The 22,299-nt window shown below is 54.8% G+C and carries 21 protein-coding genes; 14 read left to right on the top strand and 7 right to left on the bottom strand.

Annotation, left to right across the window (positions count from 1 at the left end; all coding sequences use genetic code 11):
• Window positions 1-40: 40 nt before the first annotated feature.
• The gene (locus tag AC6I8B_RS01460) at window positions 41-436 is read right to left on the bottom strand and encodes a transposase (RefSeq protein ID WP_003855733.1); all 396 of its coding nucleotides are present in this window, start codon (window positions 434-436) and stop codon (window positions 41-43) included.
• Window positions 437-961: 525 nt separating this feature from the next.
• On the opposite strand from AC6I8B_RS01460, the gene AC6I8B_RS01465 reads away from it, so the two are divergent.
• Together AC6I8B_RS01465 and AC6I8B_RS01470 are read left to right on the top strand one after the other, a co-directional pair.
• Window positions 962-2,218 carry an oligosaccharide flippase family protein gene (locus AC6I8B_RS01465; protein WP_031591774.1) on the top strand — a complete coding sequence of 419 codons (1,257 nt, stop codon included), beginning with the start codon at window positions 962-964 and terminating at the stop codon, window positions 2,216-2,218.
• Between the two features lie 8 nt (window positions 2,219-2,226).
• Window positions 2,227-3,177: an ATP-grasp fold amidoligase family protein gene (locus AC6I8B_RS01470; protein WP_010252168.1), complete on the top strand. Its 951-nt coding sequence runs from the start codon at window positions 2,227-2,229 to the stop codon at window positions 3,175-3,177.
• A gap of 54 nt (window positions 3,178-3,231) precedes the next feature.
• On the opposite strand, the gene AC6I8B_RS01475 is transcribed toward AC6I8B_RS01470, so the two are convergent.
• Together AC6I8B_RS01475 and soxS are read right to left on the bottom strand one after the other, a co-directional pair.
• Entirely contained in the window at window positions 3,232-3,513 is a 282-nt protein-coding gene (locus AC6I8B_RS01475) for a YjcB family protein (RefSeq protein ID WP_010252166.1), read from the bottom strand.
• A gap of 255 nt (window positions 3,514-3,768) precedes the next feature.
• On the bottom strand, window positions 3,769-4,194 hold the full coding sequence (gene soxS / locus AC6I8B_RS01480; protein WP_010252163.1) for a superoxide response transcriptional regulator SoxS: 426 nt from the start codon (window positions 4,192-4,194) through the stop codon (window positions 3,769-3,771).
• A 100-nt stretch (window positions 4,195-4,294) separates the two neighbouring features.
• Here soxS and soxR point away from each other — a divergent pair, with 100 nt between their 5' ends.
• The 4 genes from soxR (at window position 4,295) to AC6I8B_RS01500 (ending at window position 8,989) form a co-directional block, all read left to right on the top strand.
• Window positions 4,295-4,780: a redox-sensitive transcriptional activator SoxR gene (gene soxR, locus AC6I8B_RS01485; RefSeq protein WP_497816108.1), complete on the top strand. Its 486-nt coding sequence runs from the start codon at window positions 4,295-4,297 to the stop codon at window positions 4,778-4,780.
• Between the two features lie 39 nt (window positions 4,781-4,819).
• Window positions 4,820-5,485, top strand: a complete 666-nt coding sequence (locus tag AC6I8B_RS01490; protein ID WP_497817731.1) for a glutathione S-transferase family protein — start codon at window positions 4,820-4,822, stop codon at window positions 5,483-5,485.
• 359 nt (window positions 5,486-5,844) lie between these two features.
• Window positions 5,845-7,194 (top strand): NCS2 family permease, encoded by a 1,350-nt coding sequence (locus AC6I8B_RS01495; RefSeq protein ID WP_311974756.1) that lies wholly within the window; start codon window positions 5,845-5,847, stop codon window positions 7,192-7,194.
• Between the two features lie 145 nt (window positions 7,195-7,339).
• Window positions 7,340-8,989: a Na+/H+ antiporter gene (locus tag AC6I8B_RS01500; protein WP_010252155.1), complete on the top strand. Its 1,650-nt coding sequence runs from the start codon at window positions 7,340-7,342 to the stop codon at window positions 8,987-8,989.
• Window positions 8,990-9,033: 44 nt separating this feature from the next.
• Here AC6I8B_RS01500 and AC6I8B_RS01505 read toward each other — a convergent pair whose 3' ends face one another.
• Window positions 9,034-9,936, bottom strand: coding sequence for a LysR family transcriptional regulator (locus AC6I8B_RS01505; RefSeq protein ID WP_010252153.1), 903 nt, complete (start codon window positions 9,934-9,936; stop codon window positions 9,034-9,036).
• 103 nt (window positions 9,937-10,039) lie between these two features.
• On the opposite strand from AC6I8B_RS01505, the gene AC6I8B_RS01510 reads away from it, so the two are divergent.
• The 3 genes from AC6I8B_RS01510 (at window position 10,040) to AC6I8B_RS01520 (ending at window position 11,835) form a co-directional block, all read left to right on the top strand.
• Window positions 10,040-10,465: a CidA/LrgA family protein gene (locus AC6I8B_RS01510; protein WP_010672051.1), complete on the top strand. Its 426-nt coding sequence runs from the start codon at window positions 10,040-10,042 to the stop codon at window positions 10,463-10,465.
• Window positions 10,458-11,153, top strand: coding sequence for an LrgB family protein (locus tag AC6I8B_RS01515; RefSeq protein ID WP_187484396.1), 696 nt, complete (start codon window positions 10,458-10,460; stop codon window positions 11,151-11,153). The genes AC6I8B_RS01510 and AC6I8B_RS01515 overlap by 8 nt, the downstream gene beginning before the upstream one ends.
• 136 nt (window positions 11,154-11,289) lie before the next feature.
• Entirely contained in the window at window positions 11,290-11,835 is a 546-nt protein-coding gene (locus AC6I8B_RS01520) for a YfaZ family outer membrane protein (protein WP_010252147.1), read from the top strand.
• Between the two features lie 82 nt (window positions 11,836-11,917).
• On the opposite strand, the gene AC6I8B_RS01525 is transcribed toward AC6I8B_RS01520, so the two are convergent.
• The 3 genes from AC6I8B_RS01525 to acs form a co-directional block, all read right to left on the bottom strand.
• Complete coding sequence (locus AC6I8B_RS01525; RefSeq protein ID WP_022625224.1) at window positions 11,918-13,573, bottom strand: cation acetate symporter; 1,656 nt, start codon at window positions 13,571-13,573, stop codon at window positions 11,918-11,920.
• A complete protein-coding gene (locus AC6I8B_RS01530; protein WP_010252143.1) occupies window positions 13,570-13,899 on the bottom strand; it encodes a DUF485 domain-containing protein in 330 nt (109 codons plus the stop codon). The genes AC6I8B_RS01525 and AC6I8B_RS01530 overlap by 4 nt, the downstream gene beginning before the upstream one ends.
• Before the next feature lie 140 nt (window positions 13,900-14,039).
• A complete protein-coding gene (gene acs / locus AC6I8B_RS01535) occupies window positions 14,040-15,995 on the bottom strand; it encodes an acetate--CoA ligase (RefSeq protein ID WP_010252142.1) in 1,956 nt (651 codons plus the stop codon).
• Between the two features lie 583 nt (window positions 15,996-16,578).
• Between acs and gltP the strand changes: the two genes are divergently transcribed.
• The 5 genes from gltP (at window position 16,579) to murP (ending at window position 22,074) form a co-directional block, all read left to right on the top strand.
• Window positions 16,579-17,880 (top strand): glutamate/aspartate:proton symporter GltP, encoded by a 1,302-nt coding sequence (gltP, locus tag AC6I8B_RS01540; RefSeq protein ID WP_010252141.1) that lies wholly within the window; start codon window positions 16,579-16,581, stop codon window positions 17,878-17,880.
• Between the two features lie 219 nt (window positions 17,881-18,099).
• A complete protein-coding gene (locus AC6I8B_RS01545; RefSeq protein WP_010252139.1) occupies window positions 18,100-18,375 on the top strand; it encodes a type II toxin-antitoxin system RelE family toxin in 276 nt (91 codons plus the stop codon).
• Window positions 18,376-18,494: 119 nt separating this feature from the next.
• Window positions 18,495-18,869: a helix-turn-helix domain-containing protein gene (locus tag AC6I8B_RS01550; protein WP_033780420.1), complete on the top strand. Its 375-nt coding sequence runs from the start codon at window positions 18,495-18,497 to the stop codon at window positions 18,867-18,869.
• An 839-nt stretch (window positions 18,870-19,708) separates the two neighbouring features.
• A complete protein-coding gene (gene murQ, locus AC6I8B_RS01555; RefSeq protein WP_010252133.1) occupies window positions 19,709-20,620 on the top strand; it encodes an N-acetylmuramic acid 6-phosphate etherase in 912 nt (303 codons plus the stop codon).
• Window positions 20,620-22,074, top strand: coding sequence for a PTS N-acetylmuramic acid transporter subunit IIBC (murP, locus tag AC6I8B_RS01560; protein WP_157353522.1), 1,455 nt, complete (start codon window positions 20,620-20,622; stop codon window positions 22,072-22,074). The genes murQ and murP overlap by 1 nt, the downstream gene beginning before the upstream one ends.
• Window positions 22,075-22,299: the final 225 nt, after the last annotated feature.

A 22,299-nucleotide genomic window follows, 5' to 3' on the forward strand; every position in this document is an offset into this window, starting at 1 on the left:
ATCTCAGCGTTAAGTCTAAAAAGCGCGGTAGCATTGGGGTTTAGCGGTTCTCCGTGCCTGACGGATAATGGTATACGCTGCGACTGATATCTAATAAGCGGCAGCTGCGACGGGTGCCAATGTCAAAGGTGGCCTGCAGGAAATCCACAGCCTGACGTTTTTCATTAGTGGTAAAGAAGTGCTTCAGAACACTCTGCAGCATCTCTTTGTCCGAGTTGAGCGTCTGCAGTTCACGCGTGATGTTCTGCAGTTTTTCTTCCAGCTCTTTGATTTTTCTGCCTTCTTCCGAAGACAACCCAGAAAACTTCTTCTTCCAGCTGTAGAACGTGGCTTCAGAGATGCCTAACTCTTCACAAATCTCTCTGACTTTCACGCCCGATTCAGAAGCTTTAATGGCATTTGTGATTTGATCTTCGCTGTATCGTGACTTTCTCATAAATGCTCTTACCTTTCTTATCGATTAATGGATGAGAATGACTTTAATAATTTCTGGCACTGTAAGATTCTATTAAGGCAGTATTAAAGTGCGCGAATTGAATTGCGAAGCCTAAATTAAGATATTTAGAATAAATATCATCATGGGATAAATCTTATTTTATTCTTATCCGGTGGGCGTGCCTTCCTGGAGGGGGATTTTTGTTATAAATTCATCGCATCCAAAATACGAAAAAATTCTACGTACATTGGATATTTAGCCTGACCGACTTGATTAATATGGCGGGAAGGGCTCTTAAAGGTTGTTTTATTTTCAGCCTGAAATCGTTTCCATCTGAAGTGATTCGCGCCATTTATAATAAGAATTATCCTGAATTAACACTCCGGATCATGATTTACATCTCAATTTTCGGACCAGCTTGGTCTGAAGTCTTACATTTTCGCCAGGCCCACTGAGCGCTTATTAATTCGTTACAGGGATGTTGTACCGAAGCGGTTGTAGTTGAGTAATACTAAGGAAGAGTCGATGAAATTGAGCGTAATGTCTAATGCCGCCTGGATGATGTCTGAGAAGATCATCTCCGTTTTTGGCGTCATTTTTGTGACGTCTTACGTGGCGAAATCCTTTGGCCCAACGGTGTTTGGCCAGATGGCGTTTTCTACTTCACTATTTGCGATGGTGCAAACCGTTGCAATCTTTGGCACCGAAACCATTCTGTTTAAACGCGTCAGCAAAAATGCGTCAAAAGGCCTGCGCCTGATGACCATCGCCCGCACGATGAGAATGGTGCTGTTGCTGGTCACTTCGGTGCCAGTCTTAATCTGGGTCTGGTACAACATGCAGGAAAATTTCCTGGCGTTTGCACTGGCCTCATTTGTTGCCTCGGTTTTTGTCACCCAGGACACCTTCAGCGTTTATAACAACGCGCGTCTTGCCTCGCGTCTTAACACCATCGCCAACGCCGTGGGCATGCTGCTGAGTTTCGGCATCAGCTTCACCGTCGCCTGGCTGCGTCTTAATCCGCTCTGGCTGACGCTGTCGATTGTCGCAGTGACACTGGTGCCTTACCTGATTAAGCGTCACAACTTCTATCAGGACCATCAGGATCAGATGCCACCGCGCGAAAAGCGCACGGCCTATCTGCGTTATCTGATGTATGCCGGTCTGCCACTGGCGATCTCCAGCATCTTTATCTCTGTGCAGGTAAAAGCGGCGCAGATGTTCCTGGCAGGCACGGCACCCGCGCGCGACCTCGGGCTGTTTGCGGCGGCGAATACCATTTCCGCCTCATGGATTTTTATCCCGGTGGCGCTCATCACCTCCTGCTTCACTGAAATCTTCAGGGAGCGGGGCGAGGTCGCCATTAAGCTGGCTGCGCGGCTCAATGGCTATGTTATGGCGGTTTCATTGCTGATGCTGCTGGTCATTTCGCTTTACGGCGAGCGGATCATCATTGCGTTGTACGGCCCGGAATTCACACAGTCAGGAAGTCTCATTACGTTGCTGTCGATAGCGACCAGCTTTTCGGCAATGGGGACCGTAGCGTATCGCTACATGGTCAAAGAGGGAGGATTTAACTACTTGCTGAGGAAAATCATCTGCCTGATGGTCATCAGTTTGCCGCTCTCCTGGTGGTTGATCCAGGGTCACGGCATCATGGGGGCCGCGTGGAGCGTTTTCCTTTCAGAACTTTTGTCCCTGACCGTAATGAATTACTTCTTTAAAAACGGCGTCATTCAAAAGATTCAGGTTTCCTCACTCAACTACAAAACATACAAATGAGGTCAGATATGCTCAAGTTGAAAGAAGAACTCAGAAGAAGTGTGCAGTATTTTATTAAGAAGATGCCCTGGGCTTATCAGGACCGCATCTACTACTTCCATAAGTTCAGAAAGCTGCCCAATCTGCGTCAGCCAAAAGTGTTCAACGAGAAGGTGTTGTACCGTAAGTTTATCTTCGGCGATTACCAAAGCTATGGTCGTCTGTCAGATAAGTACTCGGTGCGCGAATTCATTGCTGAAAAAATCGGTAATGAATACCTGATCCCGCTGGTACACGAAACGACTGACCCGACCACGCTGAACAGCTTACCCTGCTGGAAGGGGACCGTGATCAAGCCGAACCACGCCTCCAACATGGTAGAGATTCTGCTGGAGGAGCCAGACGCACTGCGCAAGCAGCAGATCATTCATGACTGCTATCGCTGGCTGAAGACCGACTTCGCCAACGAAGCGCGTGAGATTCACTATCGCTACATCAAGCCACGTATCCTGGTTGAGAAGTACATTGGTGATGGCAAAAGTGCGCCGATTGATTACAAGTTTCATATGTTCAACAAGCGTGATGGCAAGTTCGAATATGTGCTGCAGGTGATCTACAACCGCTGCCAGCCGCTGCTGTCGATGAATTTCTACGTGAATAACCTCAATGAGGCCTATCACAAGATTCGCGATACCGGTCTGGATGTCTCACCGATTATGCCGTCACTGGAACATGCGCTCGAACTGAGCAAGAAGCTGGCCAGTGATTTCGACTACGTGCGTGTGGACTGGTATATCCATGACGAGCGCATCTACTTTGGCGAACTGACCTTCACCCCAGGTGCAGGACTGGTCACCGGATTAGATCGTGGTTTAAATCAGATGATGGGAGATATGTGGATTCAGGACCGCCGCGGAACGCAGAGCCCGGGCGTTACAGTGCAGGATGTTAATATTCCTGCCATGTTGAAGAAAATTTAAGCACACACAGCAATATAAAAAACCCCGCTAAGCGGGGTTTTTTATGCGCAAAAATCAGGGCATCGGCCAGTCAGCAGGCGCCTGGCTCATCACATCGATAAAGGCATGCTTTGAGATTTCCAGAAAGTTATGCACGTTATCCATACTCAGGGTAATGCCCATCAGACCGGTAACAAACCAGCAGGTCATGCCTAAACCAATCCCGCCACACATAAATGCCATCACGTGACGGCTATCCTGACGAAGTTTGGTTTTCAGGGTGCTGGCAAAAAACATCATGATTGCGCTCAGCAATTCCCAACGCATAACAAGTAAACTGGCGGTTAACGTAGCCATCGGCCGGACCTCAATATCAGTAAGTATTCCTGACAATCTGCGGACATCACCGGCGGCGGAAAAGTGTGTCAGGGGGTGCTTTTTCGCCGTCAACCCAGGTTCAAAGTGTGACTTGAGTCACATTATATCACCCGATTTTAAATTTTGAACAAAATTTGACTCTGGTATGGTAGCGGCGTGAGGGAATAGTGAGCAGTAGAAGAAGAACGGCGGGGAAATCAGTCAGATGCGCCCGGGCGGGCGCATCTGAGGGGGTCAACGAACCGGACAGCACTCGCCGGTCGTGCGCTGGGTAAAGCTACTGATACCGTCATTGCAGCCAAAACTCAGCAGGCGAGGGCGCTGAATCGCCTGGCGGCGCATGGTATGGCGGTAAGCGGTAGGCGTCTGTGAAAACTGACGACGAAACACACGGGAGAAGGTCTGCTGCGAGTCATAGCCATACTGCATCGCGATATCAAAAACCGGCCGCTGTGTCTGTGACAGCGCTTCCGCTGCCAGCGTCAGACGGCGCTCGCGAATATAGCCACCCAGCGTCTGCTTCGTTACCGAACGGAACATACGCTGCAGATGCCATTTCGAATAGCCCGATTTTGCGGCAACCTCATCGATCGACAGGCTCTTATCCAGGTTCTGGTCAATCCAGTGCGTCAGGGAATGAATGATCTCTTCTTGCATCATGGTCTCATCCTTCTGGTGCTTAATAAGCGGTAATGGGAGTTTAGTGGTTTTGATGGAGAGCGAGTATAATTCCTCAAGTTAACTTGAGGTAAAGAGCCTGATGAAAAAAGAACGCAACTATCCGAAACCGGTCTTAACACCGGGTGAAGTGGCGCGCCGCAGCGGTGTGGCGGTTTCGGCGCTGCACTTTTATGAGACAAAAGGACTTATTTTCAGCACCCGCAACAGCGGCAATCAGCGGCGATACAGCCGTGACGTGCTGCGACGCGTCGCGATTATCAAGATTGCGCAGCGTATCGGCATTCCGCTGGCAACGGTCAGTGACAGCCTGGATCACATTCCGCCTGACAAGCGCATGTCGACACCGGAGTGGGATGCGCTGACACAGCACTGGCGCGAAGAGCTGGATAAGCGCATTGAAACCCTGACCCGCCTGCGTAATGACCTGGATGGCTGTATCGGCTGCGGCTGTTTGTCGATGCGCGACTGCCCGCTGCGCAATCCCGACGACCGGCTGGGTCAGCAGGGCTCGGGTGCGGTGCTGCTTGACCCGGAACAGGATGATAAACATCCCGATGTGGAGTGACGTCTATACTTGGTGAAGGTCAAAACACAGGGAATCATGATGATCACCGTTCACCATCTTGAGAAATCGCGCTCGCATCGGGTGCTGTGGCTGCTGGAAGAGCTGGAAGTGCCGTACCAGATTAAACGCTATCAACGCGAACCGACCATGCTGGCCCCGGAGGCGCTGAAAAAAGTGCATCCACTGGGAAAATCACCGGTGATTACCGACGGGAACCAGGTAGTGGCAGAGTCAGGTGCCATTCTCGAATACCTTGAAGAGAAATATGATCACGAGTTCCGGCTCAAAGTGAGTGATGAGGCATCACGACTGCAGTGCCGCTACTGGCTGCACTATGCCGAAGGCTCGCTGATGCCGCTGCTGGTGATGAAGCTGATCTTCGGTCAGATGGGTAAAGCACCGGTGCCGTGGCTGCTGCGCCCGGTCGGGGCGGCATTCGGTAAAGGTGTACAGAAGGCGTTTCTGGATAAACAGCTTAAGCCACACATGCAGATGATCGAACAGCATCTGACTGCAAATCCCTGGTTCGCCGGTCAGCGCTTCAGTATCGCTGATATCCAGATGAGCTTTCCGCTGCTGGCGCTTGCGCGACGTGCCGGACTGGAGCAGATGCCCGCCAGCCAGAAATGGCTGCAGACTGTGCAACAGCGTGCCGCCTGGCAGCGCGCGATCGATCAGGGCGGTGAGCTTTCGCTGCCAGGTTAATTCCCCTCCTCCACTGGCGGGTCGTGTCTCATCACGGCTGCGCCGGTGCGCATCCTCCCTGAAAATCGCGTTAACTTCAGGGCGTCAGCGTTTGACGTCGGCCTGGGCCACGTGGCTGCTGGCCACTTAAGCCTGATCTTTATGCTGAAGAATCTCCCTCTGACAGTTGAAAATGTGCCGCTAAACGCCGGATAATCGCATGCCTTTTTATCTGGCCGCTTCTGGCGGCCAACTATCTGCGGCAAGGTAAACGTTTGCCTGCCGGGTAAAACCCGACAGTGACGCCGTCTACCCGCTTATTCCAGGGACAGCGATGGTCGCAGAGCGATCCACACAACAAAAATTTTTGAGGCTCAACTATGTCAACTGAATCACGCCCGGCCAGTGGAAAACTGGACGCCTGGTTCTCGATCTCGGCGCGCGGCAGCAGCATGCGCCAGGAAATTCTGGCCGGACTTACCACCTTCCTGGCGATGGTCTACTCCGTTATCGTGGTGCCGGGAATGCTGGGCAAGGCCGGTTTTCCCCCTACTGCCGTGTTTGTCGCCACCTGCCTGGTTGCCAGCTTTGGTTCCATCATTATGGGACTGTGGGCCAATCTGCCGATGGCAATTGGCTGTGCAATCTCCTTAACCGCCTTTACCGCTTTCAGCCTCGTGCTGGGCCAGCACATCAGCGTGCCGGTTGCGCTGGGCGCGGTGTTCCTGATGGGCCTGCTGTTTACCCTGATCTCAGTGACCGGCATTCGAGCCTGGATCCTGCGTAACCTGCCGATGGGCGTGGCGCACGGCACCGGCGTCGGAATTGGCCTGTTTTTGCTGCTGATTGCGGCTGACGGTGTAGGCCTGGTCGTGAAAAACCCGGCACCGGGCCTGCCGGTGGCGCTGGGCCACTTCACCACTTTTCCGGTAATGATGACGCTGTTGGGACTGGCAGCAATTATTGGACTGGAGAAGCGCAGGATGCCCGGCGGTATTCTCATGACAATTATCGCCATTTCGCTGCTGGGGCTGATCTTCGATCCGGCGGTGAGCTACAAAGGATTGTTTGCGCTGCCGAGCCTGCGTGATGCCAGCGGTGAGTCGCTGCTGTTCAGCCTCGACATTATGGGCGCGATGCAGCCGGTCGTGCTGCCAAGCGTGCTGGCACTGGTGATGACGGCGGTCTTTGATGCGACCGGCACCATTCGCGCGGTCGCGGGTCAGGCAAATCTGCTGGATAAACAGGGCCAGATTATCAATGGTGGCCGTGCGTTGACTAGCGACTCCGTCAGCAGCCTGTTCGCGGGTCTGGTGGGCGCGTCACCGGCTGCGGTTTATATCGAATCGGCGGCAGGAACGGCGGCGGGGGGTAAAACCGGTCTTACCGCGATTGTGGTCGGCCTGCTGTTCCTTGCCATTCTGTTTATGTCACCGCTGGCGTATCTGGTGCCGGCTTACGCCACCGCGCCTGCATTAATGTATGTGGGTCTGCTGATGCTCAGTAATGTGGCGAAAGTCGACTTTAATGATTTTGTCGATGCGATGTCGGGCCTGTTAACGGCGGTGATTATCGTGCTCACCTGTAACATCGTCACCGGCATTATGATCGGCTTCGCCAGCCTGGTCGTGGGGCGTCTCTTCGCGGGGGAATGGCGCAAGCTCAACGTCGGCACCGTCATTATTGCTATCGCGCTGGTGGCGTTTTACGCCGGTGGCTGGGCGATCTGACTGTACAACCGGGCGTGCGGCTGCACGTCCGGAATTTTTCACTATTTTCCCGCCCGGCGCACGCGTAGCTGACAATCTTCACCGCAGTTTGTTTTACACTTTAGCGCTTAACCAATGATTGAAAGAAACGACGCCTAAGGAAAGCATGGAAATCTTTTTTACAATTCTCATCATGACGCTGGTCGTGTCGCTCTCTGGCGTCGCGGCTCGTATCCTCCCTTTTCAGATCCCGTTGCCGCTGGTCCAGATCGCTGTTGGTGCGATGCTGGCCTGGCCAACTTTTGGTCTGCATGTCGACTTTGACCCGGAGCTGTTTCTGGTGCTCTTCATTCCGCCGCTGCTGTTCGCGGATGGCTGGAAGACGCCGATCAGTGAGTTCCTGCATCATGGTCGCGAGATAATTGGCTTAGCACTGGCGCTGGTCCTGATTACCGTGATCGGCATCGGCTATCTGATCTACTGGCTGGTACCAGGTATCCCGCTGATCCCTGCCTTTGCGCTGGCGGCGGTGCTGTCACCGACCGATGCCGTGGCGCTCTCAGGCATTGTCGGTGAAGGCCGTATTCCCAAGAAGATTATGTCGATCGTGCAGGGCGAAGCCCTGATGAATGACGCTTCGGGCCTGGTATCGCTGAAATTTGCCGTGGCAGTCGCCATGGGCACCATGGTGTTTACCTGGGGCGGTGCCAGCGTTGAGTTCCTGAAAGTGGCGGTGGGTGGTCTGATTGCGGGTGTCGCGATCTGCTGGCTCTACGGTAAGTCACTGCGCCTGCTCAGCCGCTGGAGCGGTGACGATCCGGCCACCCAGACCGTACTGCTGCTGCTGCTGCCGTTCGCCTCTTACCTGATTGCTGAACATCTGGGTGTCTCAGGCATCCTGGCGGCCGTGGCGGCCGGTATGACCATCACCCGTTCCGGTATTATTCGTCAGGCACCGCTGGCGATGCGCCTGCGTGCCAACAGCGTCTGGCAGATGCTGGAATTCGTCTTTAACGGCATGGTCTTCCTGATGCTGGGCCTGCAGTTGCCGGATATTCTGCAGACCTCTGTCGATCAGGCGCAGGCCGATCCAAACGTCGAACTCTGGATGCTGTTTGCCGATATCGGGCTGGTCTATGCCGCGCTGATGATCGTGCGTTTTGGCTGGCTGTGGATTATGCAGCGCTTCAGCAAACGCCTGCTGAAGAAGAAGCCGCTGGAGTTCTCCAACTACTCGTTGCGTGAACTGCTGATCGCCTCCTTTGCGGGTGTGCGCGGCGCGATTACCCTGGCCGGTGTCCTGTCGATTCCGCTGTTCCTGACCAACGGCGAGCCTTTCCCGGCGCGTTATGAACTGGTCTTTATCGCCACCGGCGTGATTCTCTTCTCGCTGTTGGTAGGGGTAGTGATTCTGCCGATTCTGCTGCGCGGCATTGATACTATTGATAAAGGCGCACACCGTCGCGAGTTGCAGAATGCGCGTGCGGTAATGGCAGGCGCAGCCATTGAGAGCCTGCACAAGATGGAAGAGCGGCTGGAGAATGAGTCGGAAGAGAACATCGATCCGGAGCTGCTTAAAGAGGTGAGTCTGCGGGTAATTGGCAACTTACGTCGTCGCGCCGAAGGGAAGAATGACCTTGAACACGCGCTGTTCGCTGAGAACCTGGAGCGTCGCTTCCGCCTGACCGGACTGCGTGCCGAACGTGCTGAGGTCTATCATCTGCGCGCCACCCAGCAAATCTCCAATGAGACGATGCAGAAGTTACTGCACGACCTGGATCTGCTGGAAGCGCTGCTGATTGAAAAAGAGGAGTAAGTCCTGACTGGCACGCCTGCGCGTTAATGCGGCGTGCCAGCCTTTCACACCGACAGCCGCGGCGGCTCATCCGGCCAATGCTCGCGACAACAGGCTATCCACGCCTGCGCACTGCGCGACAGATAACTCCCTTCCCGCCAGATCAATCCCAGACTCCACTTCAGCTCCGATTCCAGCGGCAGCCACAGCAGCGACTGCTTATCCAGCCGCTGACAGATCGGCTCCGGCAGAATCGCCAGCCCCATCTCCGCCTGCACCATCGCCGCCAGAAAATCCCACTGTCCGCTGCGAACCGCCACCGTTGGCGTCAGGTTGAGCCGCTGAAACGCCTGCATCAGCTGACGATTCAGCGAGAACTCCTCATTAAAAATCAGCAGTGGATGCTCTGCCAGTTCTGCCAGTCCAATCTGCTGGCGGCTGAGCCACTCCGGGCGACGCGGCAGCAGTACGCAGAGCGGATGATGCATCAGAGGCAGGGTGTTCAGCGGCAGCTCGGCATCGACCGGTAGCGCGGTCAGGGCGATATCCAGACTGCCCGCCAGCACCGCCTGTTGGACGGTCAGACCGCCGAACTCAGAGATTTTCAGCTTCACACCGGGATAGCGGCGGCGAAACGCGGAAATCGAACCGGCAATCTGCATACCGACCATCGGCGGAATACCCAGTCGCAGCTCACCGGTTTTGAGCTGGTTAATGTCACCAATCTCCGCTTCCAGCTGATGAAACTCCTGCAGGATCGCCAGGCCGCGCTGATAGACCGCCTGGCCGCTGTCGGTGAGGTGCAGACGACGACCATCGCGCAGGATCAGCGTGCAGCCCAGCTCCTCCTCCAGCTGGCGCAGCATTTTGCTGATGGTCGGTTGCGTCACAAACAGCTTCTGCGCCGCACGGGTAAAGCTCTGCTGGCGTACGACTTCAGTAAAGTAACGCAGGGCGCGGACATCCATAACTATTCCTTTCAGGCATGATTTCGATAATTTTAATTCATTTTTTTCACCTTCTGTTGACGATTTATACTGGTGACGTCAATTTAATCGGGGAGACAAGGTGATGGCGTTAGCGCTCACTTTACGCAGCAACCGCGCAGTGCAATGGCTCAGCCTGCCGCTCCAGCTGGGTTTCTATATCGGCCTGTTTATCGCCTGCGACCGGCTGGTGAGCTGGCTGCATCTGCCGCTGCCCGCCAATATCGTCGGGATGCTGCTGCTGCTGGCGTTAATCGTGACGCGGATTGTGCCGCTGAACTGGGTGAAAGCCGGATCACGCTGGCTGCTGGCCGAGATGCTGCTGTTCTTTATTCCGGCGGTGGTAGCGGTGGTGAACTATGGCGATCTGCTGCGGGTTGATGGCTGGCGCATCTGTGTGGTGATCGGCGTCAGTACGCTGCTGGTGCTGGCCTCGACTGCCTGGGTGGTGGACCGGCTTTATCAGTATGAAGTCGCGCGTGCTGCGCGTAAGCAGGATCCGCATGCGTGATTTTCTGCTCAGCCTGCTGTGTGTAGCCGTTACGCTGCTGGTTTATGCGCTGAATAAACGGCTTTACCGCCGCTGGCGGACGCTGCTGCTGATGCCACTGGTGATGACGCCGCTGGTGCTGGTGGCATTGCTGCTGCTGACGCATATCAGCTGGCAGGATTACATCGCCGAAAACCACTGGCTGCTCTGGCTGCTGGGGCCGGCGACGCTGGCGTTTGCCGTGCCGGTCTATGAGAATGTGGAGATTATTAAGCGCCACTGGCTGTCGCTGAGCGCGGGCGTAGTGACCGCGACGCTGGTCGCCGTCTGCAGTTCCGTCTGGCTGGCGCGGCTGTTAACCCTGCCGGAGTCGATTCAGCGCAGCCTGGCCGTGCGCTCTATCACCACGCCGTTTGCGCTGGCTGCGGCGGGTTCGATTGGCGGGCAGCCCGATCTGGTGGCGCTGTTCGTGGTGATTACAGGCGTGTTTGGCATGGCAATCGGCGACGTGCTGTTTCTGCGGCTCGCCATTAAGCAGGGCGTGGCGAAAGGCGCGGGATTCGGTGCGGCGTCACACGGTGCCGGCACGGCACGCGCCTATCAGATTGGCGAGCAGGAGGGCGTGGTCGCCAGCCTGGTGATGATGCTCTCTGGCGTGGTGACCGTGGTGCTGGCCCCGCTGATTGGGCACCTGATGTGGACAATATAGGCTACACTCCGTCGCACAGACGCTGGTCTGCGCTGAGACACGTATTTTTACGTAAAGTTTTCCAGATTTTGTTGTCTCCCCATTTCAGGCTGTTAACCTTGCGGCCGAATTAATTGTCCTTTCACGGAGTGGAATCATGTTTAAGCAACTTGTTGCCGGGAGCGCCCTCGGGCTGGTTTTAATGAGCGGTGCCGCTCAGGCGATTGAAGGCAGTGTTGATGTCAGCGAACACAACACCAACCTGAATGTGGGTCTGGGCACCACAACACCCGGTCTGTTTCTGAAAGGTAACTGGCTGCGTAGCGATCATGACGGCAGCACCTACGGTGCCGGTCTGGGTTACAACGTTGATTTCGGGCCGCTGCGTCTGGCGCCGACCGCAAAAGCGATCTTCACCCATCCTGAAGATGGAAAAGATGGATTTGCGGTGGCGCTGGGTGGTGCAGCACACTACAGCTTCAACAGCATGTGGGGCCTGTATGGCGAATATTATTACGCGCCAGAGTCTTTCACCGATCAGCTCGACAGCTATCAGGAAGCCGGTGGCGGCCTGAGCTTCACGCCGGTTTCACTGCTTAACCTGCGTGTGGGTTATCAGTACATCGAACTGAACAACAAAGATGGACGCAAAGATAACGTGCTGGTCGATGGCCCGTACGTGGGTGCATCGCTGCGCTTCTGATTCTGCTGCGCAAAAGAAGAGGGCGACTACTTCGGTAGCCGCCCTTTTTTATTGCCTGCTCGTTATGAACGAAAAGCCACGATCAGTGCGCTTTGCCCTGTTCGATGCCGGTGCCGGTCTGCGAGCGGATAAACTGTGCACGGAAGCGTGAACGTTCTTCTGCGCCCTGCTGCGAATGGTCGGTAATCGAGAAGAGCCAGATGCCCACAAAAGCCACCGCCATGGAGAACAGCGCCGGATACTCATAGGGGAAAATCGCCTTCGCGTTGCCCAGCACCTGTACCCACACCGTCGGGCCGAGGATCATCAGGATAACGGCGGTCAGCAGACCGAGCCAGCCGCCCACCATCGCGCCGCGCGTCGTGAGTTTTGACCAGTACATCGACAGCAGGATGATCGGGAAGTTACAGCTGGCCGCAATCGAGAAGGCCAGCCCGACCATAAAGGCGATGTTCTGTTTCTCAAACAGAATACCCAGCGCAATCGCCACCACGCCCAGCGCCAGCACGGTAATTTTTGAAACCCGCAGCTCATCTTTCTCGCTCGCCTGACCTTTACGATACACGCTGGCGTAGAGGTCGTGAGACACCGCCGACGCACCTGCCAGGGTTAAGCCTGCGACAACGGCCAGAATCGTGGCGAAGGCAACCGCAGAGATAAAGCCCAGGAAGGTGCTGCCGCCCACGGCGTTCGCCAGATGCACCGCCGCCATATTGGTGCCGCCAATCAGCGCGCCGCTGGCATCTTTAAAGGCCGGGTTAGCCCCCACCAGCAGGATGGCACCGAAGCCGATAATAAAGGTCAGGAAGTAGAAGTAACCCATAAAGCCGGTGGCCCAGAAGACGCTTTTACGTGCCTCTTTAGCATCCGCTACGGTAAAGAAGCGCATCAGGATATGCGGCAATCCGGCCGTACCAAACATCAGCCCCAGCCCCAGCGACAGCGCGGAGATAGGATCTTTGACCAATCCGCCAGGCTGCATAATCGCGATGCCTTTTGGATGGACCGCCATCGCTTCAGTGAACAGCGTATTAAAACTGAAACCGGTCGCCTTCATTACCATGACCGCCATGAAGGTGGCACCAAACAGCAGCAACACGGCTTTGATGATCTGCACCCAGGTGGTGGCCAGCATGCCGCCAAACAGCACATACATCACCATCAGAATGCCGACCAGGACTACCGCAACATGGTAGTTAAGGCCAAACAGCAGCTGGATCAGTTTACCGGCCCCGACCATCTGCGCGATCAGGTAGAGCGCCACGACCACCAGTGAGCCGCAGGCTGACAGGGTGCGGATCGGCATCTGCTTCAGACGATATGAGGCGACATCGGCAAACGTATAGCGACCCAGGTTGCGCAGTCTCTCGGCGATTAAAAACAGAATCATCGGCCAGCCGACCAGGAAGCCGAGCGAGTAGATCAGCCCGTCATAACCAGAGGTGTAAACCAGCGCCGAAATGCCCAGGAACGAGGCGGCCGACATGAAGTCACCCGCCATCGCCAGGCCATTCTGGAAGCCAGTGATATTGCCGCCCGCGGTGTAGTAGTCATTACGTGATCGGGTGCGCTTTGAGGCCCAGTAAGTAATTCCCAGCGTGGCCCCGACGAAAATCGTAAACATGATAATCGCCTGGTAGTTGGTCGCCTGGCGCTGCACGGCACCGGTTATCGCATCGGCAGCCAGCGCTGAAAACGGCAGCATTAAGGCCAGCAGCCATAAGGTGAGACGAGTCATGATTTCACCTCGCTGAGGATCGCTTTCGTTAAACGGTCAAACTCACCGTTGGCACGCCAGACATAGACGCCGGTCAGCACAAACGACATCACAATCAGCCCGACCCCAATCGGGATACCGCGCGTGACGTTGGTGCCGGCATGCAGCGGGGTACCGAGCCAGCCGGGTGCAAACGCGATCAGCAGGATAAAGCCGACATAGAGCACCAGCATGATCAGCGACAGCAGCGTCGCGAACGCCTGGCGCTTACGGACTAATTCATGAAAAAGGGGATTACGCTCAATCTGTTGATTGATGGCATCCTGATTCGAAAGGGCGTCATTCATCACATTTTCTCCAGAGGGCTTGCAGGCGAGAACCTCGCGACAGGGCGCGGATTCAGCTGGTTATAATATTTGTGACTACCGAAACAGACTGCGTAGGGCGGGTGTGGCGGGAAGCGATCTTCCCGCCGGACAGCGTGCGCTTAAGGCATTTTGATCGACTGTTTCTCCTCAAGCAGTTTTTCTACTACGCCAGGATCGGCGAGCGTAGAAGTATCACCAAGATTACTGGTATCCCCGGTAGCAATTTTGCGCAGAATACGCCGCATGATTTTGCCGGAGCGGGTTTTCGGCAGTGAGTCGGTCCAGTGCAGTACATCCGGTGTGGCTATCGGGCCAATCTCTTTACGGACCCACTGGCGCACTTCGGTGTACAACTCCGGCGACGGCTCTTCGCCATGATTCAGCGTGATATAGGCATAAATCGCCTGGCCTTTGATGCTGTGCGGAATCCCCACTACCGCCGCTTCGGCAATTTTAGGGTGCGAGACCAGCGCCGATTCAATTTCGGCGGTGCCGAGTCGATGACCGGAAACATTGAGTACGTCATCGACGCGTCCGGTGATCCAGTAGTAGCCATCTTCATCACGACGGGCACCATCACCACTGAAGTAGACATTTTTAAAGGTAGAGAAGTAGGTCTGCTCGAAACGGTCGTGATCGCCATAGAGGGTACGTGCCTGACCCGGCCACGACTCGGTGATCACCAGATTGCCTTCACAGGCGCCTTCCTGGGGCTGACCTTCGTTATCCACCAGCGCGGGCTGCACGCCAAAGAACGGTCGGGTGGCGGAACCCGCTTTCAGTTCGGTCGCACCCGGCAGCGGCGTGATCATGAAGCCGCCGGTTTCGGTCTGCCACCAGGTATCAACAATCGGGCAGCGGCTGTTGCCGATTTTCTTGTAGTACCACTCCCAGGCTTCCGGGTTAATTGGCTCACCGACCGATCCCATAATGCGCAGGCTGCTGCGGTCGGTGCCGGCAATCGCCTTATCACCTTCCGCCATCAGCGCACGGATGGCAGTGGGCGCGGTGTAGAGCAGCGTGACTTTATGTTTATCGACCACTTCCGCCATACGGCTCGGCGTTGGCCAGTTCGGCACCCCTTCAAACATCAGTGTGGTGGCGCCACAGGCCAGCGGGCCATAAACCAGATAGCTGTGGCCCGTCACCCAGCCAACATCAGCGGTGCACCAGTAGATATCATCCTGATGGTAATCAAAGACGAACTTAAAGGTGGTCGCGGCATAGACCAGATACCCGCCGGTGGAGTGCAACACGCCTTTGGGTTTGCCGGTTGAACCGGAGGTATAAAGGATAAACAGCGGATCTTCCGCGCCGACTTCTGCGGCAGCGTGGTTGGTGCTCGCGTTCAGCATCAGGTCGTGCCACCACTGATCGCGGCCTTCAACCCAGCCCACATCTTTACCAGTGCGCTGGAACACCACCACGTTTTTCACGCTGGTGACATTAGGATTTTTTAACGCGTCATCAACATTTTTCTTCAGCGGAATGCTGCGACCGGCGCGGATCCCTTCATCGGCCGTGATTACCAGCGAGGCGCTGGAATCGACGATGCGGCCCGCGACCGCCTCCGGTGAGAAACCGCCAAAGATCACCGAGTGAACGGCACCGATACGCGCACAGGCCAGCATCGCTACTGCGGCTTCCGGCACCATCGGCATATAGATCGCCACCACGTCGCCTTTTTTCACTTCCAGCAGTTCCAGCACGTTGGCGAAGCGACAGACTTCGGCATGCAGCTGGCGGAAAGTCAGGGTTTTGCTTTCGCTGGCGTCGTCGCCTTCCCAGATAATCGCCGGGTGATCGCCGCGCGTGGCTAAATGACGGTCAAGGCAGTTTGCCGCCAGGTTGAGCGTGCCATCTTCGTACCAGCGAATGTTAATGTTACCTGGTGCAAACGAGCAGTTTTTCACTTTGCTGTAAGGCTTGATCCAGTCAAGGATTTTGCCCTGTTCGCCCCAGAAACTGTCTGGATCGTCGACAGATTGCTGATACATCGCCTGATACTGTTCTGCAGTAATCAGGGTGTTTGCTGCAATATTCTCTGGAACGGGATGTTTGTGTATTTGGCTCATGGCGGATCTCCTTGAAGATGTTAATGATATGTCAATCAATGGTTAATTAAAGCCTGCGCCAGAGCTTTGTTTCTTTTTTGCGCCACAGATCACGTGATACACATCCCCCGAGAAGCGTTAAGCCATTCTGATCTATCAGGTTAACGCTCTGGCGGCGCTGGAGAAGTCAGGCATCTGTTTTACGCTTTTATCCTGAATAAAAAGCGAGCAAACGCGCCGGATCAGTTTTTAATCGTTTCTGCATAGCTATGCGTAAATTCATCGAAGTAATACTTTTCATAACAGCAGGTTAGGGTTTTTCAGCTCCAGCAGCACTTTATGCTGCTTAGATGGTGAACTTTTAATCGGATCCGCCAGGGGTTGCATTTACCACAGTGAAAATGGTACTTATCTCGCCCCTGTTCTGCAGGTATCAACTCAGACCGCGTCTGAAAATGGGTATGGGAATCATCAGATTTTCATACGAGGCGCTGTTTCAAGACACCCTCTAATTTACCGGGCTTTTTGCTCACTCCCTGTGTGTATTGTCTTCTGCACCTTCGCAGTAGAGAGAAACGGGTTTTGACTGAGGAAATTACACGTTATGAAAGGTTTTAAAATCAGCCTGGCCTGGCAGATTCTGACAGCCCTGGTGCTTGGCATCGTTGTGGGTGCTGTGTTGCATAATCAGCCAGACAATCGTGAATGGTTAGTCACCAACATTCTCAGCCCGGCAGGCGATATCTTTATTCATCTTATCAAGATGATTGTGGTACCGATTGTGATTTCATCCCTGATTGTCGGCATCGCTGGCGTGGGTGATGCAAAGAAGCTGGGACGCATCGGCGTCAAAACGATTCTCTACTTTGAAGTGATCACCACCATTGCCATTGTGGTCGGTATTACGCTGGCCAACGTATTTCAACCCGGCACCGGCATTGATATGTCAACGCTGGCAACGGTGGACATCTCTAAATATGAAGCGACAACGGCAGAGGTACAGGGCGGTCCGCACAGCCTGGTGACCACCATTCTGTCGCTGATCCCGCAGAATATTTTCGCCTCAATGGCGAAGGGCGACATGCTGCCGATTATCTTTTTCTCGGTGCTGTTTGGCTTAGGCCTGTCGTCACTGCCGTCAGAACAGCGCGATCCGCTGGTGAACCTGTTCCGTGGCATTTCTGAAGCGATGTTTAAAGTGACGCACATGATCATGCGCTATGCCCCGGTGGGTGTGTTTGCGTTGATTGCGGTGACGATTGCTAACTTCGGCTTTGCCTCGCTCTGGCCACTGGCCAAGCTGGTGCTGCTGGTTTACGCGGCAATTCTGTTCTTCGCCTTTGTGGTGCTGGGCGGAGTGGCGCGCTTCTGTAAGCTGCGGATTACCACGCTGATGCGTATCCTGAAGGATGAGCTGATTCTCTCTTACTCTACTTCCAGCTCGGAAACGGTGCTGCCGCGTATCATGGAGAAGATGGAAGCCTACGGGGCGCCGAAAGCGATCACCAGCTTCGTGGTGCCGACCGGTTACTCGTTTAATCTGGATGGTTCAACGCTTTATCAGAGTATCGCAGCGATCTTTATTGCGCAGCTGTATGGCATTGACCTGTCGCTGACCGACGAGATTGTGCTGGTAATAACGCTGATGGTGACCTCGAAAGGTATCGCTGGCGTGCCAGGCGTCTCCTTCGTGGTGCTGCTGGCCACGCTGGGCAGCGTCGGCATTCCTCTGGAAGGTCTGGCGTTTATCGCCGGTGTTGATCGCATCATGGATATGGCGCGTACCGCGCTGAACGTGGTCGGTAATGCGCTGGCGGTGCTGGTGATTGCCCGCTGGGAAAACCAGTTCGACGTCGAAAAGGCGAAAGAGTATGAGCTGGAGCTGCGGACACAGACCGCAAGCTGAACACGGCATTAACGTAAGAATGGGCTCAACGAAAGTTGGGCCTTTTTTTTTATGAGATTTTTCATGGCAGATATACAGGTTGACTGAAAATTAAAAGGTTATAATTTTATAACTAAAAACCATGTTTATACGACAGGGATATTGTGATTATGATTGATTATAGTTATATTTCGTTGCGGTAAGTTGACTGTCTTCTTTGACAACATGGAGTGTTGACGGATGCCAGAAATTAACTGGACGAAAAAGGCATTGAAACAGCTTTATGGGCTGCCTCAGAAAGAGGGTAACGCTATTGAAGATGCTGTAGAGGCGCTGGCTAAATGGCCGGATATTCCCCATCTGAAAGTCGAAAAGCTGACTGATGATAAACAGAAGCGAATGAAGCTGGTAGTAGGTCACTACCGCGTACTCTGGAAGATAGAGAAAGGTCAGCCAGTAGTGATAGATATACTTGAAGTCGTAAGAAGAACATCGACCACGTACAAAAAGCGCTAGCAGTGTGGCAGGAGCAATGTGCGTCATCAATAAGTTCTGTGCAGCCGGGTTTAGCGTTCCGCAGCACAGGCAGACGATCAGACAGTGTTGCCTGCCGTACCAGTAAGGAGTGATTACCCATGAATGCTATACAGTTTCTGACGGACGAGCGCGGGAACCGCACTGGTGCTGTCATCCCTATAGAGCTGTTTAATAAGCTCATGGCTGAACGTCATTTAGATGATGTGTTTGAGTCTGTCCCTTATGAAGTGGGTCCAGACGATGATGAAACGATTCCTCACGATGTAATGAAAATCAGCCGACGGCAATCCGTTCCTTTGCATGTTGCCTGGCGTTTGCATCGTCACCTGTCACAGGAAGAGGTGGCGAATAAACTGGGCATCACGCAGGCTGGCGTGTCGAAGTTAGAGTCGAGAAAGAAACCTCAAAAACAAACGCTTGAGAAGCTGGCTGCTTTATATGGCTGCAGAACGTCACAACTTTATATTGATTAAATGGATGCGCTTTTAACCTGCGATTGGTGGGTTTTAATTGTCTTTTGGATGAGTGACATAGGATGGGAGGCGAGGTCTTTGCAGGGAAAACAGTGCTCCGTTCAGTCGGATACCAGCAGTGACTGCGTAAAGTCGTCGAAAGCCCATCCCTGGGGCCTCGGCCGCCGGTTCACTCACCTCATCCATGAGGCTCGCCCGCAAGCGGGCCAACGCTTTGCATTGTTCAAAAACGCTCCCGACGTTTTTGAACAATGCGGCGGACGCTTAACTCCGTCAATGCTGGTATCCGCCTTCTCATCCACCTCGGGTACAGATTGTCAGAAGGACAAAAACCAGGAAAGGACATCTTACTCCAGCAGGCCTTTTTCAACGTTTATGTCCGACTCAAGCCTCTTTTCAAGCAGCCATAAAAAAGCCTGAGGGATGAAAAGGTTCACCTGAAGAGTAAAGCGTCCCACGGCAGGGACGGCGTGGGCTTAGCGTCAGTGTGCCTGAGGCCGCGTTCCATCATTCAAACAGCAATAAAAAAGCTTGAAGGAAGAAAAGGTTCACCTGAAGAGTAAAGCGTCCCACGGCAGGGACGGCGTGGGCCGAGCGTCATGGATGACGAATGCGTCTTTACGATCAGGCGAATCTTTTCTGACCGGCACCGGTCTCCCAGCGATTGCACTCACATGCACCGAACCCAGGTCGTAATGCTTATACTCATCACTCAACCAATCTGATCCCCCGCAACATGACTCACCCCACATCCATCGAAAAAAGATCTCACCCAATGAATTAATCATTCGTTATGATGGTTAGTAATTTGAATAATTTATTCCTTTGCGGAGCCCGCCATGAAACTCGACCTCAGCCAGATGATCACCGAAGGCCGCAACCCGGCCAGCCAGAATATTGACGAACTCTCCACCGAAGCGATGCTTCGCGTCATCAATGATGAAGATAAAAAGGTGGCGCTGGCGGTTGAGGCCATCGTGCCGCAGATTGCCGCCGCCGTTGACGCCATCTGCGCCGCATTCCAGGCCGGTGGACGACTGATCTATTGCGGCGCAGGCACCTCCGGTCGGTTGGGCATACTGGATGCCAGCGAATGCCCACCTACCTTTGGCACACCCCGCGAGCAGGTTATCGGCCTGATTGCAGGAGGCCATACCGCCATACTTCAGGCGGTAGAAAACGCGGAAGACAACCGGGAGCAGGGCGCGCAGGATCTGAAAGATATCCACTTCAGCCGCCACGATGTGCTGGTTGGCATCGCCGCCAGCGGTCGGACACCCTACGTACTGGGCGCACTGGCTTACGCGAACGAACTTGGCGCGACTACTGTATCGCTCACCTGTAATCCAGGCAGCGCCATGTCGCAGGTTGCCGCGATTGCGCTCACGCCGGTGGTCGGCCCGGAAGTGGTCACCGGGTCTTCCCGTATGAAAGCGGGCACGGCACAAAAACTGGTGCTCAACATGCTCACTACCGGGTCGATGATCCGCAGCGGAAAAGTGTACGGCAACCTGATGGTCGATGTGGAAGCCACCAATCAGAAACTGGTACAGCGTCAGGTTAACATCGTCATGCAGGCCACTGACTGTGATGAGGCGACGGCCAGCGCCGCGCTCACCGCCTGTGGCGGACACTGCAAAACCGCCATCCTGATGGTACTGGCTGACCTGGCTGCTGATGAGGCGAAAGCGCTGCTCAGTCAGCATCAGGGCTTTATCCGTCAGGCTTTACAGGCAGCGGGAGCACGCTAATGGCCAGAATCACCGAGGCACTGTTGCGCGACATCCTGCAGGCGGTCGGTGGCGCGCAGAATATCGCGGCCTGTGGTCACTGCATGACGCGGCTCCGCCTGACGCTCAATCAGCCGGGAGAGAGTGATCTGGCACGGTTAAAAAGCCTGCCGGGTGTCTTAGGCGTTATCGACAGCGAGGCACAGTTGCAGATTGTGCTGGGACCTGGCAAGGCGCAAACCGCCGCCGAGGGGATGCAGAACCTGCTGGCTCAGGGTGATACCGCGCTGGCACCGCAGGGCGAAACAGCGGAACTTCGCGTGCTGGCGCAGCAGCAGAAGCAGCAGCTAAAGGCGAAACAGACCAGCGGCGTGCATCAGTTCCTGTCGCGCTTCGCCACCATCTTCACTCCGCTGATTCCGGGCTTTATCGGCGCGGGGCTGCTGCTGGGATTTGCCACGCTGATTGAACAGAGTCTCCACCTCACTGCACCCGGTGACCACGCGCCCTGGCTGCTGCATACCGTGGCGTACATGAAAGTCTTCGGTAAAGGGCTGTTCACCTTTCTCAGCATCCTGATTGGCTACAACGCGCAAAAAGCGTTTGGCGGCAGCGGCGTCAATGGCGCAATCATCGCCTCGCTGTTTGTGCTCGGCTATGTGCCCACGGCCACCACCGGCTACTACAGCGGCATGGAAAACTTCTTTGGCCTGGCGATCGACCCGCGCGGCAACATTATTGGCGTGCTGATGGCGGCGATTATCGGGGCGTGGATTGAAAAACAGCTGCGCAAAATCATTCCCGACAATCTCGATATGATCCTCACCTCGCTGTTTACGCTGTTGATCACCGGCGCCATCACCTATCTGTTGATCATGCCGCTGGGCGGCGAACTGTTTAAAGGGATGTCGTGGCTGTTTATCCATCTCAATAACAATCCCTTTGGCTGTGCGCTGCTGGCCGGGCTGTTCCTGATCGCGGTGATGTTCGGCATCCATCAGGGCTTTATTCCGGTCTACTTTGCGCTGATGGAAACCCAGGGTTTTAACTCGCTCTTCCCGATTCTGGCGATGGCGGGAGCAGGCCAGGTCGGCGCATCACTGGCGTTGTGGTGCAAAGCAGAAAAAGGGGCGCTGCTGCGGGCGCAGATCAAAGGCGCAATCGTGCCGGGGCTGCTTGGCGTCGGTGAACCGCTGATCTACGGCGTCACTTTGCCGCGCCTCAAGCCCTTTATCACCGCCTGCGGCGGTGGTGCGCTGGGCGGGTTCTTTATCGGGCTGGTGGCGTGGCTGGGTTTGCCGGTCGGGATGAACACGGTATTCGGACCCTCCGGCCTGGTCACGCTGCCACTGATGACCTCCAGCCAGGGGATCTTCGCTGGCATGGCGGTCTATCTGGCCGGGCTGATGGTGGCCTGGATCGGCGGATTCCTGCTCACCTGGTGGTTTGGCACCCGTAATGTCGACCTCAGCTGACCCGCTGCCGGAATTCTCCAGTCCGGCTAACGGATGGATAATCAACCAAAAATGTGAAAGCCGCTACAAAGCGGCTTTATTATTGCCACTAATTTAACTTAAACGCTAAAGAGTAGGCAGAAGCATGCCGAAAACATAAAAAAAGGTAATCGTTATCTCTCAGCCCACAGTTTTCATGCCGACACTCAGACCGTCGCGTGCAGGACGTCGGGTCTCCAAGGACTT

Source organism: Pantoea sp. X-Soil-ISGK-285 (assembly GCF_059730815.1).